This window comes from Streptomyces sp. NPDC056161, assembly GCF_042268025.1.
Classification (GTDB): domain Bacteria; phylum Actinomycetota; class Actinomycetes; order Streptomycetales; family Streptomycetaceae; genus Streptomyces.
The window spans coordinates 1-12,106 of sequence record NZ_JBHJUV010000073.1; the positions used below are offsets into that span (position 1 = coordinate 1).

The 12,106-nt window shown below is 72.4% G+C and carries 13 protein-coding genes and 1 riboswitch; of the genes, 6 read left to right on the top strand and 7 right to left on the bottom strand.

Annotation, left to right across the window (positions count from 1 at the left end; all coding sequences use genetic code 11):
- The first annotated feature begins 152 nt into the window (after positions 1 to 152).
- Positions 153 to 395, top strand: a complete 243-nt coding sequence (locus tag ACFC09_RS40510; protein ID WP_376537179.1) for a bacterioferritin-associated ferredoxin — start codon at positions 153 to 155, stop codon at positions 393 to 395.
- 51 nt (positions 396 to 446) lie between these two features.
- On the opposite strand, the gene bfr is transcribed toward ACFC09_RS40510, so the two are convergent.
- Positions 447 to 926 carry a bacterioferritin gene (bfr, locus tag ACFC09_RS40515; RefSeq protein ID WP_376537181.1) on the bottom strand — a complete coding sequence of 160 codons (480 nt, stop codon included), beginning with the start codon at positions 924 to 926 and terminating at the stop codon, positions 447 to 449.
- Positions 927 to 1,095: 169 nt separating this feature from the next.
- Between bfr and ACFC09_RS40520 the strand changes: the two genes are divergently transcribed.
- Entirely contained in the window at positions 1,096 to 1,737 is a 642-nt protein-coding gene (locus ACFC09_RS40520) for a sulfite oxidase-like oxidoreductase (RefSeq protein ID WP_376537183.1), read from the top strand.
- A gap of 6 nt (positions 1,738 to 1,743) precedes the next feature.
- Here ACFC09_RS40520 and ACFC09_RS40525 read toward each other — a convergent pair whose 3' ends face one another.
- From ACFC09_RS40525 to thiO, 6 genes are all read right to left on the bottom strand, one after another.
- Complete coding sequence (locus tag ACFC09_RS40525) at positions 1,744 to 2,223, bottom strand: DUF4396 domain-containing protein (RefSeq protein WP_376537184.1); 480 nt, start codon at positions 2,221 to 2,223, stop codon at positions 1,744 to 1,746.
- Positions 2,224 to 2,420: 197 nt separating this feature from the next.
- Positions 2,421 to 3,323 carry a deoxyribonuclease IV gene (locus tag ACFC09_RS40530; protein WP_376537186.1) on the bottom strand — a complete coding sequence of 301 codons (903 nt, stop codon included), beginning with the start codon at positions 3,321 to 3,323 and terminating at the stop codon, positions 2,421 to 2,423.
- Positions 3,324 to 3,433: 110 nt separating this feature from the next.
- On the bottom strand, positions 3,434 to 5,362 hold the full coding sequence (pknB, locus tag ACFC09_RS40535; RefSeq protein WP_376537188.1) for a Stk1 family PASTA domain-containing Ser/Thr kinase: 1,929 nt from the start codon (positions 5,360 to 5,362) through the stop codon (positions 3,434 to 3,436).
- Positions 5,363 to 5,705: 343 nt separating this feature from the next.
- Positions 5,706 to 6,500 (bottom strand): thiazole synthase, encoded by a 795-nt coding sequence (locus ACFC09_RS40540; protein WP_376537190.1) that lies wholly within the window; start codon positions 6,498 to 6,500, stop codon positions 5,706 to 5,708.
- 3 nt (positions 6,501 to 6,503) lie between these two features.
- Positions 6,504 to 6,704: a sulfur carrier protein ThiS gene (gene thiS / locus ACFC09_RS40545; protein WP_376537192.1), complete on the bottom strand. Its 201-nt coding sequence runs from the start codon at positions 6,702 to 6,704 to the stop codon at positions 6,504 to 6,506.
- Positions 6,701 to 7,864, bottom strand: coding sequence for a glycine oxidase ThiO (gene thiO, locus ACFC09_RS40550; protein WP_376537194.1), 1,164 nt, complete (start codon positions 7,862 to 7,864; stop codon positions 6,701 to 6,703). Before thiO ends, thiS begins: the two co-directional genes overlap by 4 nt.
- Positions 7,862 to 7,973: riboswitch (TPP riboswitch) on the bottom strand. Its footprint overlaps the gene before it by 3 nt.
- Before the next feature lie 342 nt (positions 7,974 to 8,315).
- Between thiO and ACFC09_RS40555 the strand changes: the two genes are divergently transcribed.
- From ACFC09_RS40555 to metF, 4 genes are all read left to right on the top strand, one after another.
- Positions 8,316 to 9,557: an NAD(P)/FAD-dependent oxidoreductase gene (locus ACFC09_RS40555; RefSeq protein WP_376537250.1), complete on the top strand. Its 1,242-nt coding sequence runs from the start codon at positions 8,316 to 8,318 to the stop codon at positions 9,555 to 9,557.
- A 67-nt stretch (positions 9,558 to 9,624) separates the two neighbouring features.
- Complete coding sequence (locus tag ACFC09_RS40560) at positions 9,625 to 9,990, top strand: Rv2175c family DNA-binding protein (protein WP_028803215.1); 366 nt, start codon at positions 9,625 to 9,627, stop codon at positions 9,988 to 9,990.
- Positions 9,991 to 10,299: 309 nt separating this feature from the next.
- Complete coding sequence (thiE, locus tag ACFC09_RS40565; protein ID WP_376537197.1) at positions 10,300 to 11,058, top strand: thiamine phosphate synthase; 759 nt, start codon at positions 10,300 to 10,302, stop codon at positions 11,056 to 11,058.
- A gap of 107 nt (positions 11,059 to 11,165) precedes the next feature.
- Positions 11,166 to 12,089, top strand: a complete 924-nt coding sequence (gene metF / locus ACFC09_RS40570; RefSeq protein ID WP_376537199.1) for a methylenetetrahydrofolate reductase [NAD(P)H] — start codon at positions 11,166 to 11,168, stop codon at positions 12,087 to 12,089.
- Positions 12,090 to 12,106 lie beyond the last annotated feature (17 nt).

The window sequence follows — 12,106 nt, forward strand, 5'->3', positions numbered from 1 at the left end:
CCCATACCCCATAGGGGCGCGGGGACCTGCGCAACACCCCCCACCCCCCCCCCCGCCGCTCTTGCTACGCTGCTCGCGACAGGTAAGGTTAGGTTTGCCTCACCGAGAATCGGGGTGGCGTCAGTGACCGGCCCCGGTGGGAGGTGGACCCCGTGTACGTCTGTAGTTGCTTCGGCATCACCGAGCAGCAGGTGAAGCGGCACACGGAGGACGGCGCCCGCACCCCCCGCCAGATCGCCGGCGCCTGCAAGGCGGGCACCGACTGCGGGTCCTGCGTGCGTCGGATCCAGGCGCTCCTCGGCCGCGCCGCGAGTCCGCGGCGCGCAGCGGCCGAGCCGGGCCGCCCGGTGCCGGCCGGCGTCGAAGCGGTCGGGGCCCTGGACGAGGCCGCGTAGCTCCGCAACGACGCGCGGAGCCCTGCCGGCCAGGCTTCCCGCCGGGGCTTCTCAGCCCTTCGGCTGCCTGATGATCTGTGCGATGTAGAGCGCCTCGCCCAGCTTGTCCACCAGCTCAAGCTGGGTGTCCAGATAGTCGATGTGGTGCTCCTCGTCCTCCAGGATCGCCTCGAAGATGTTCGCCGAGGTGATGTCGCCCTTGTCGCGCATCGTCCTGATCCCGCGCCTGAGCCGGTCGATCGCCTCCACCTCGATCTGCCGGTCCGCCTCGAACATCTCCTTGACGGTCTGCCCCACCCGCACGTGGAACAGCCGCTGGTAGTTGGGCAGCCCCTCCAGCAGCAGGATCCGGTCGGTCAGCACCTCGGCGTGCCGCATCTCGTCGAACGACTCGCTCCGCGTGTACTTCGCGAGCTTGTACCAGCCGAAGTTCTCCTGCATCTTCGCGTGCAGGAAGTACTGGTTGATCGCGGTGAGCTCGCCGGTGAGCTGCTCGTTGAGGATCTCGATGACCTCGGGGTCGCCCTGCATCGCCAAGGCTCCTTCCACAGGGGATGGGGGGTGCGGCCGCACGGTGGTACTGGCAACAGAAGATCGGGTGGTAAGTGCGCTCTTAGCAAGTAAGTACATGCCTGTGATCTATTGTCCTGTTTTAGACTCCTGGTCGGGTGCATCGCTCCGGGTCTGTCAGGATGGAGCCATGGGGCATCCGGTGGAGCGCTGGTCTGGAGAGTCAGCAGAGGGCGTACGGTCCGAGCTTCCGCCGGGGCAGCGGCCGCAGCGCGGCTGGCCGGTCACGCACTACGGCCCGGTGCCCAAGTTCCGTCCCGAACGGTGGGAGTTCAGGGTCTTCGGCGCCACCGCCGACGGGGCGAAGCGCTGCTGGAACCACGAGGAGTTCACGGCCCTGCCGTACGCCACGATCGTGGCCGACCTGCACTGCGTGACCAAATTCAGCATGCTCGGGGCCGAGTGGGGCGGCATTCCGGCGAGCGTGATCCTGGAGATCGCCCCGCCCGCCCCGGATGTCACCCACGTGATGGTCTGGGCGGAGTACGGCTTCAGCTCGAACCTCCGCCTCTTCGACTTCGCCGCCGAGCGCACCGTCTTCGCGACGCACAAGGACGGCGAACTGCTCACCGCGGAGCACGGCTTCCCGGTCCGGCTCGTGGTGCCCCACCTGTACGCCTGGAAGGGCCCCAAGTGGGTCCGCGGCGTCGAGTACATGACCGCCGACCGCCGCGGCTTCTGGGAGGAGCGCGGCTACCACAACGTCGGCGACCCCTGGCGGGAGCAGCGCTACTCCTACCAGGAGGAGCCCGGGGACGGTCCGGAGCCCTGACCGGCGTCAGTGGTGGTACTGGTGCACCACCGCGTGGCCCTTGCCCCGCCCGATCGTCCACTTGTTGACCGGCGTGGTGATGACGAAGGCGGCCGCGAGCGAGAGCGCCAGCGTGGACCAGAACAGCGGGTCGCCGAGGTGCGCGTCCATCGCGTCCGGCCACAGTGCGATCACGCCGTTGTCGATCAGCTCCATCACGGCGATCGACAGGGTGTCCGCGGCCAGCGCCACGCGCAGGGCGGTGCGGAAACCGACGCCGGCCTTCAGTACCCCGCGCAGCGTGAGCGAGTAGCCGAAGAAGAACGCCAGCACGATCGCCAGGATCATGGTCGGCAGGTTGCCCCAGCCGAGCGCGGTGCCGACGACCATGCCGAGCACTTCGCCGATGGCGCAGCCCGTGAGGCAGTGCAGGGTGGCCTGAACGGCCATCGGCCAGTCGGCCGCCGGTGCGTGGGTGTGCTGGTGGGCGTGTGCCTCGTGGTCCATGGGTACCCCCGGGGTCGAGTGACGATTCCTCGTGCGACGGGTAGGAACCGTATACCCCTTGGGGGTATTCCCGGAATGGGGGCGACCATATAGGTGGGATCGGTGGGGTTGGTGGGGCTGAGAGGGCGCTGGGGGCTGGCGGGGCTGGTGGGATTCGAGGGGCGGCGGGGATCGGTGGGGCCGATGGGTGTGTGCCGTCAGCCGGCGGCGGTCCGCAGTTCCTTCAGCCGGGCCACGTCCGCCGCGTGCCCCTCCTTGCCGCCCGGCGTCTCGATGACCAGCGGTACGCCCGCGGTCGCCGGGTGCGTCATCAGTGCCCGGAACGGATCCGCGCCGATGTGCCCGGCACCGATGTTCTCGTGCCGGTCCTTGTGGGCCCCCGCCACGTCCTTGGAGTCATTGGCGTGGATCAGCTTCAGCCGCCCCTCGCCCACCGTGTCCACCAGCAGGTCCAGCGTCCGGTGCATGCCGCTCGGCCCCGTCAGGTCGTGCCCGGCGGCGAAGATGTGACAGGTGTCCAGGCACACGCCCAGCTTCGGGTGCGCGTCCAGCGCCGCGAAGTACGGCCCGAAGTCCCAGGTCCGGAAGCACAGCGAGGCTCCCTGCCCGGCGGTCGACTCCAGCAGCAGGAACGGGTCGTCGTCCAAGGTCAGCTCGTCCAGCAGCGGCAGCATGTGCTCGCGCACCTGCTTCAGAGCCACCTCCCGCGGCCGTCCGCCGGTCGCGCTGCCCGTGTGCACGACCACGCCCAGCGCGCCGATCTCCCGCGCCCGCCGCAGCGAGTGCCGCAGCGACGCCACCGACCTCTCCACGGTCGCCGCGGTGTGCGAGCCGAAGTTGATCAGGTACGGGGCATGCACGTACACCGGGACGGAGTCCTCCGCGCACGCCGCTCGGAACGCCTCGTCCTGCCGGGGATCGCCGATGGGGGTGGCCCAGCCGCGCGGGTTGGCCACGAAGACCTGCACGGTCTCCGCCTTCAACTCCCGGGCGTACGACAGCCCCACGGAGTGCAGCCCACCGGCCACGGGGACGTGACCGCCCACGGGATTGCGGGAACGACCGTGCGCGGGGGCGGAACGGGACTGCTGACGCTTCACCCGTTCAGCCTGTCACGCCGGCCCGCTCCCAGGGAAAACGGGCCCGCCGTCCGCCTCCGCGCCTCGTCACCTGACGGACCTGACGGACCTGACGGCTGTCGTGAACGTCGTCACCGGATCGTTATCGTGATCGTCGAGCCCTTGGGTGCCGTCTTGCCGGCGTCCACCGACTGCTTCTGCACGGTGCTCCCGAACAGCCCCAGCAGCCCGCGGTCCTCCGAGACCTTGAACCCGGAGGCTTCCAGCTGCTTCGTCGCGTCGTTGACACCGGTCCCGACCACGTCCGGGACCTCGACCATCTCCGGGCCCTTGGACAGCGTCAGCCGCACCGTGTCGCCCTCGGCGGCCTCACTGTCGCCCTCCGGGGTCTGCTCGGCCACCTCGCCCGCGTCGTGCTCCGAGTTGACCTGCTCGGCGGAGACCTCCACCTTGAGCCCGGCTTCCTCCAGTCGCTCCCGCGCGCTGTCCAGGTCGTCACCGGTGACGTCGGGCACGTCGATCGGGCTGCCCTTGCTGACGGTGAGCGTGATCGCCGACCCCGCGCGCCGCACGGTGCCGGGTGCCGGGTCGGTGCCGATCACCGAGTCCTTGGGCACGCTGTCGCTGAACGCGCGCGTGACCATGCCGGGCTCCAGGCCGCCCTCCTTCAGCAGCGCCTCGGCATCGGCCAGGCCACGGCCCGCCAGTTCGGGCACCTTCACGGTCTCCGGGCCGTCGGAGACGGTCAGCGTCACCGAGTCGTTGTTGCGGATGCGGGCGCCGGCCTCGGGGTCGGTGCTGATGACCGTGCCGCGCCGCACCGTGTCGCTGTAGGCGTGCTCGACCTGCTTCACGTCGAGCCCGTCCGCCCTGAGCCGCTCCCGTGCCTGTGCCTCGGTCTTCGCCAGCAGCGGCGGCACCCGTGTGAACTGCCCCGAGTTGATGTACCAGACGCCGATCCCGCCGCCGAGGACCACCAGCACGGCGACGACCAGCGTGACGAGCCTCCGTCCCGGCCGCACGGACCACCGCCGGGGCGGCAGCGCCGAGGTCTCGAACCGGGCCGTCCGGTTGCCGACCGCACCGGGGAGGTCGTCGTCGTTCACCGGCAGCAGCCGCGGGATCGCCAGCGAACGCGGAATCACGCTCGTACGGTCCTCGGTGATGTCGTGCTCCGCGGTGAGCGCCTGCGGAGGCACCGCGTCCAACTGCTGGGCGGTGAGTCCCGCGCGGGCCCGCCGCACCTGGGCGAGCAGTGCCACGGCGTCCCGCGGCCGGCCCTCCGGATCACGGGCGGTGGCCGAGGCGACCAGCCCGTCCAGCTCGTACGCCAGGCCGGGCACGGTGGCGGACGGCGGCGGCACGTCCTCGTGGAGGTGCTTGTAGAGCACCGCGGCGGGGGAGTCCCCGTCGTGCGGCTTCGCACCGGTGAGCATCTCGTGCAGGACGACACCGCACGCGTACACGTCGACGCGCGGATCGGTGGTCCCGTTCTCGATCTGCTCGGGCGCGAGGTACGAGACGGTTCCCAGCACGGCCCCCGTCGTACTGGTCACGGTGTCCACCGACCGCACCAGCCCGAAGTCCGCGACCTTGACCCGCCCGTCGTCCCCGATGAGCACGTTCTCGGGCTTCATGTCCCGGTGCACGAACCCGGCGCGGTGCGCGGCGCCGAGCGCGGCCAGCACCGGTTCCAGGATGTCCAGCGCGGCCCGCGGCTGCAACGCGCCCCGCTCGCGCAGCACGTCGCGCAGCGTGCACCCGGCGACGTACTCCATGGCGAGATAGACGTACGCCCTGTCCATGCCCTGGTCGAAGACCTGTACGACGTTCGGGTGGGCGAGCCGGGCCACCGACTTCGCCTCCCGGATGAACCGCTCGACGAACGACCCGTCGGCGGCGAGGGCCGGATGCATCACCTTGAGCGCGAGGATGCGGTCCAGACGGGTGTCCAGGGCCCGGTAGACCGTGGCCATCCCGCCGACCGCGATCCGGGCGTCGACGCGATAACGGCCGTCGAGCACCTGCCCGACCAGGGGGTCCTGAAGGGTCGTATCCACGCAGGTGAGTCTACGAGCCGGTACCGACAGTCCTCCTCGTTACCGAGAGATCGGACCGGGACTGCGGCCGACCTGTGACCCGTCCCGCGACACCCCGTCACCCCGTCACCCCCGGAACCCCCCACCCGCCACCCACGGCCCGTGACCGGGCCCGACGCCCTCACCGCCCCACCCGGACCGACGGCCCTCTCCGACCCTTCACCGGCCCCGGAATCCCCGGCCCCACGAACCCGCCCCCCGCAGCCACCACCGACGCCGGGCCCCCACGGGAAACGTCCACCGCTCGGCGGACGGCAAACGGGTGGCGCGTGGTGGGCAGCGCGTCCCGGCACGACCGCCCCGCTCAGAACGCGGGCCGCTCCGGATCGAGCACGGCCAGGCCCTCCGGGGGAGACGACGCCTCGGCGAAGTGCCGACGAGGGATCCGCCCCGCCAGCCGTGCCAGCCGCCCCGCGTCCACCGCGTGCCGCATCGCCTCCGCCATCCGCTCCGGTTGCTGCGACCGGGTGACGGCCGAGGCCAGCATGACCCCCGCGCACCCCAGCTCCATCGCAAGCGCCACGTCCGACGCCGTACCGGCTCCCGCGTCCAGGATCACCGGTACGCGCGCGTGCTCCACGATCAGCTGGAAGTTGTGCGGATTGCGGATCCCGAGCCCGGAACCGATCGGCGAGCCGAGCGGCATCACCGCCGCGCACCCCACGTCCTCCAGCTTCCGCGCCAGCACGGGATCGTCGTTCGTGTACGGCAGCACCGTGAAACCGTCGTCCACCAGGGTCTCCGCCGCGTCCAGCAGCTCGATCGGGTCCGGCAGCAGTGTCCGCTCGTCGGCGATCACCTCAAGTTTGATCAGATCGGACCCGAGCGCCTCCCGGGCCAGCCGCGCGGTCAGCACCGCCTCGCCCGCGGTGAAGCAGCCCGCCGTGTTGGGCAGCACCCGGATGCCGAGCCGTTCCAGGACCGAGAGCACGGACCCGTGCACATCGGGGTCGACCCGGCGCATCGCCACGGTGGTCAGCTCCGTTCCGGAGGCGACCAGCGCCCGCTCCAGCACGTCGAGGCTGGGCGCACCGCCCGTACCCATGATCAACCGGGACGTGAAGGACGTACCGCCGAGGACGAAGGGATCGTCGGCCATGGCTCAGCCTCCTTGGACGGCGGTGAGGACTTCGACGCGGTCCCCCTCGCTCAGGGCGGTGGCGGGCCACTGCGCGCGCGGGACGACGGTTTCGTTGAGCGCGGCGGCCACTCCGCCGGCCGCCGTGGTGAGGGTCTGCACGAGGGCGTCGAGGGCCGTGCCGGGCGCGATCTCCCGGTGCTCCCCGTTGACGGAGATGATCATGCGGGCTGCTCCGTGAGGGCGGCGGCGCCGAAGCGCGCGGGGGTGAACGGACGGGCCTCCTCCGGGAGCGTCCCGGTGGCCAGGAGGTGCGCCATGACATCCCCGGTGACCGGGGTGAGCAGCACACCGTTGCGGTAGTGCCCGGTGGCCACGTGCAGCCCGTCGAGCGCGGTCGGGCCGAGCAGCGGCGCGTTGTCCGGGGAGCCGGGCCGCAGCCCGGCCCGGGTCTCGGTCAGCGGCAGTTCGGTGATCCCGGGCACCAGCTCGTGCGCGTCCCGCAGCAGCTCGTACACGCCGCCCGCGGTCACCGTGGTGTCCCAGCCCAGTTCCTCGTCGGTCGCCCCGACGACCAGTTCACCGTTCTCCCGCGGCACCAGGTAGACCTGGCTGCCGCGCACCACGGCCCGCACGGTCCGGCTCAGGAACGGCGCGTACCGCTTCGGCACGGTCAGCCGCAGCACCTGGCCCTTCACCGGCCGCACCGGCGGCAGCACGGCCTCCGGCAGGCCCGCCAGCCGGCCGCTCAGGCTGCCGGCCGCGAGCACCAGCTGACCGGCAGCCAGTTCGGTGCCGTCCCCGGTGGTCACCCCGACGGCCCGGTCCCGGCGCACCGCGCAGCGCTCGGCCCAGGCGCGATGGAACACCACTCCCGCCCGTTCGCAGGCTGCCAGCAGTGCCGCCGCCAGCCGCCGCGGGTCGATCTGGTGGTCGCCGTCCACCCGCAGCCCGCCCCGCACCCCCGGCGCGAGCATCGGCTCCAGACGACGGCAGTCCCGGCCGGACAGCCACTCGGACTCAAGACCGGAGCGCTGTTGCAGTTCGTGCAGGTCGCGCAGGTGCGCGCGGTCGTCGGCGTCCAGTGCGACGGCGAGCGTGCCGCACCGGCGGTAGCCGAGGTCGCGGCCGGTCAGCTCGGTCAGCTCGGCCGCGAAGTCCGGATAGCGGCGCGCCGAGGCCAGGTTCAGGCCGAGCAGCGTCTGCTCGCCGTGGTGCAGTTCGGTGACCGCGGCCAGCATGCCGGCCGCGACCTGCGCGGCCCCGCCACCCGGCTCGGGATCCACGACGGCCGTGGCGAATCCGCGCTGCGCGGCCCGCCAGGCCGTGACCAGGCCGATGATTCCGCCCCCGATGACGAGGACATCTGACGTACGTGACGACATGGGCGTCCAGCCCCTCCCTTCGCCGGCATGACCCGGATCAGGTTCGTACGGTCGGAGGCCGCCAGCCTCCCTCTCAGCCCGGTGCGTCCGGGCTCCCGCGAGTGCTTGTACGGTGGCCACCCTAGCCCGCCGCCGCCCGCCTCGAAAAGGAAGCCTCGGCCCGCACCGCGCTCGCGGCCCCGGCCCGCACCGCGCTCGGCGGGCTCCGGTCGCACCGCGCTCACGGCCTCCGCACCGCGCTCACGGCCTCCGCACCGCGCTCACGGCCTCCGCACCGCGCTCACGGCCTCCGCACCGCGCTCACGGCCCCCGCACGCGGCTCGGCGGGCTCCGGTGGGCGGCGCGGCGCGCACGGAAGAACGGCCGGCACGGGCCCCTGGCGGACACCGGACGATCCCGTGTGCAGCAGGTCACCCAGCATGCCCCCTGCCTGACAAAACGTCAGTTGACTATGGTGATCAGCGTGAGCCAGCAGACGCAGCAACGGAGCACGTCACAGGTGCGGCGCGTGGTCGTCGCCGGCGCGGGCATGGCCGGGGTGCAGACCGCGGTCGCCCTGCGGGAACAGGGGTTCAAGGGCATGGTGACCGTGGTCGGCGCGGAGCCCCACGCGCCGTACGACCGGCCACCGCTGTCCAAGGCCGTGCTGCTCGGCAAGGTCGAGGGCTCCGCCTTCGACGTCGATTTCGGCGCGCTCGGCATCGACCTCGAACTGGGCCGGGAGGCGCTCGGCGTGCGCCCCGGCGACCACGAGCTGGACACCGCGGCCGGTCCGGTGCCGTACGACGTCCTGGTCCTCGCCACCGGCGCCGAACCGATCCTGCTGCCCGGCGCGGAGGGCGTCCCCGGCGTGCACCTGCTGCGCACCCTCGACGACGCCCAGGCGCTGCGGCCGGTGCTCGCCCGGCAGCACGACATCGTGGTCGTCGGCGCGGGCTGGATCGGGGCCGAGTTCGCCACGGCGGCCCGCGAGGCGGGCTGCGCGGTCACGGTCGTCGAGGCCGCCGACCGCCCGCTCGCGGGCGCGCTCCCGGCCGAGGTCACGGCGCCGATGGCGGCCTGGTACGCGGACAGCGGCACCGAACTGCGCACCCACGCGCGCGTGGCGCGCGTCGAGCCCGGTGCGGTGGTGCTCGACGACGGCTCGCGGCTGCCCGCGGGCGCCGTCGTGGTCGGCATCGGCGCCCGCCCCGCCACCGCCTGGCTGGCGGGTTCCGGCATCGAGCTGGGCGCCCATCGCGAGGTCGTGGCCGACGACCATCTGCGCGCCTCCGCGCCGGACGTCTACGCGGTCGGCGACTGCGCGTCCTTCCCCTCCGCCCGGTACGGCGAGCGCCTGCTCGTCCACCACTGGGACAACGCCCTCCAGGGGCCGCGCACGGTCGCCGCGAACATCATCGGCGACACCCCGGCGGCCTACGACCCGGTGCCGTACTTCTGGTCCGAGCAGTTCGGGCGTTTCGTGCAGTACATCGGCCACTACCCGGCGGCCGACACGCTGCTGTGGCGCGGCGACCCCGCCGGGCCCGCCTGGACCGTCTGCTGGCTGGGCGCGGGCCGGCTGGTCGCCCTGCTGGCGGTGGGCCGGCCGCGTGATCTGGCGCAGGGACGGCGGCTGATCGAGGCGGGCACGCCGATGGATCCGCGGCTGCTCGCGGACCCGGCGCGGCCGCTGAAGGAGGCCACCGCGTGACGCGCGATATCCCCAGGTCGGACGGGCCTGGCTTCCGACTGTCGGTCCGGGATGGCACGCTGTTTCCGTGACCGAGATTGACGCAAAGATCGATGCTCTCGTCCCTGCATGGCTCACCCTCCCCGACATCGCCGAGCAGCTCGGCGTCGAGGTGACACGTGTCCGGCAGCTGGTCAAGGAGGGCCAGCTCATCGCCGTACGCCGTGGCGAGAACCGTGCGCTGCACGTCCCTGCCGCCTTCATCGACGGGGACAAGGTCGTCAAGGGTCTGTCCGGGACCCTGACGCTCCTGCGGGACGACGGCTTCACGGACGAGGAAATGCTGGAGTGGCTCTTTACTCCTGACCCGACCCTGCCCGGCACCCCCGCGCAGGCCCTCAGCGAGAACCGCGGCACGGAGGTGAAGCGCCGCGCCCAGGCGCTCGCCGTCTGATCCGAACGCCCTCCGACGTACGGGCCGCGGCTCCGGACGGGCCACGGCCGTGGTGAACCACGGCCCAGGGCCCGTCCGACGCCCGGCCGCCTGACCCGGTGCCGCGCTTCGCGGTCCCGCGCCCGGTCGCCGGGCCACCGTGCCGCCGCTCCCCGCGGGGCCGCGGGCCCGCGCCCCGTCCGGGCGGCTCGCCCGGACGGCCGGAACGGGCGGTCCGCCCCGGAACGGGCGGTCGGCCCGGCCCGTACGTCACGACACCTCACCACTGCACCACCGCACCGACCTCGCACCCATCCCGGGGGGACACACATGCCGGACACCGACATCACGGCCGACAGCGCGGCCGTCAACACCGACAGCGCGGCCGTCAACACCGGCAACGCGGCCGGCACCGAGACCGTTGCCGGCACCGGCACCGCCGCCCGCACAGCGCGTGACCGGCTCGCCGACGCCCGGCTCTATCTGTGCACGGACGCCCGCAAGGACCAGGGCGACCTCGCCGAGTTCCTGGACGCGGTCCTGGCCGGCGGCGTCGACGTCGTGCAACTGCGCGACAAGGGCATGGAGGCGGCCGAGGAGCTGGCGCACCTGGAGGTGTTCGCCGACGCCTGCGCGCGGCACGGCAAGCTGCTCGCGGTCAACGACCGCGCGGACGTCGCCCACGCCGCCCGCGCCGCCGTGCTCCACCTCGGACAGGGCGACCTCCCCGTGCCCGCGGCCCGCGCCGTCCTCGGCGACGAGGTGCTCATAGGCCGCTCCACGCACGCCCCGGAGGAGGCCGCGGCGGCGGCCGTCCAGGACGGCGTGGACTACTTCTGCACCGGCCCGTGCTGGCCCACCCCCACCAAGCCAGGCCGGCCCGCGCCCGGCCTGGACCTGGTCCGTTACACGGCCGCGCTGGGCACCGCCCGGCCCTGGTTCGCCATCGGCGGCATCGACCTGGGCAACCTCGACGAGGTGCTGGACGCCGGGGCCCGCCGGGTGGTCGTCGTCCGCGCGATCACCGAGGCCGACGACCCAGGAGCGGCGGCGGCCGAGTTCACCGGGCGGCTGCGGCGGGACGGCTAGCAATCACCTGGCCAGGCCCTGTCCAAAGGATGGACAAGAGTTCGGCAATTCGGGCAAATCTCCGGCGCCCGGTTGGGGGACCGCCCGTGCCTGGCTAACCTGCGGGTATGGCCCTTGGAACCGCATCCACCAGGACCGACCGCGCGCGCACCGTGCGTGACATCCTGAGCACCGGCAAGACGACGTACTCGTTCGAGTTCTACGCGCCGAAGACGCCCAAGGGTGAGCGGAGTCTGTGGAACGCGCTGCGCAGGGTCGAGGCGGTGGCCCCCGACTTCGTCTCCGTCACTTACGGCGCCGGCGGCACCACCCGCGCGACCACGGTCAAGGAGACCCAGCAGATCGTCGCCGACACCACGCTGACGCCGGTCGCCCACCTCACCGCCGTCGACCACTCCGTCGCCGAACTCCGCAACATCATCGGCCAGTACGCGGACGCCGGGATCCGCAACATGCTCGCCGTCCGCGGTGACCCGCCGGGCGACCCCATGGGCGAGTGGGTGCCGCACCCCCAGGGCCTGACCTACGCGGCCGAACTCGTCGCGCTCATCAAGGAGTCGGGCGACTTCTGCGTGGGTGTCGCCGCCTTCCCGGAGATGCATCCGCGCTCCGCCGACTGGGACACGGACGTCGCCCGCTTCGTGGACAAGTGCCGCGCGGGCGCCGACTACGCCATCACGCAGATGTTCTTCGAGCCGGAGTCGTACCTGCGGCTGCGCGACCGGGTCGCGGCGGCCGGCTGCGAGACCCCGGTCATCCCCGAGATCCTGCCGGTCACGAGTCTGCGGATGCTGGAGCGGCTGCCCAAGCTGAGCAACGCCAGGTTCCCGCGGGCGCTGGAAGAACGGATCCTCACAGCCAAGGACGATCCGGCGGCGGTACGCTCCATTGGCATCGAGTTCGCCACGGAGTTCTGCGCCCGGCTGCTGGCCGAGGGAGTGCCCGGACTGCACTTCATCACGCTCAACAACTCCACGGCGCCACTGGAGATCTACGAGAACCTGGGCCTGCACCATCCTCCGCAGACCTAGACCGGCATCACCGAGAT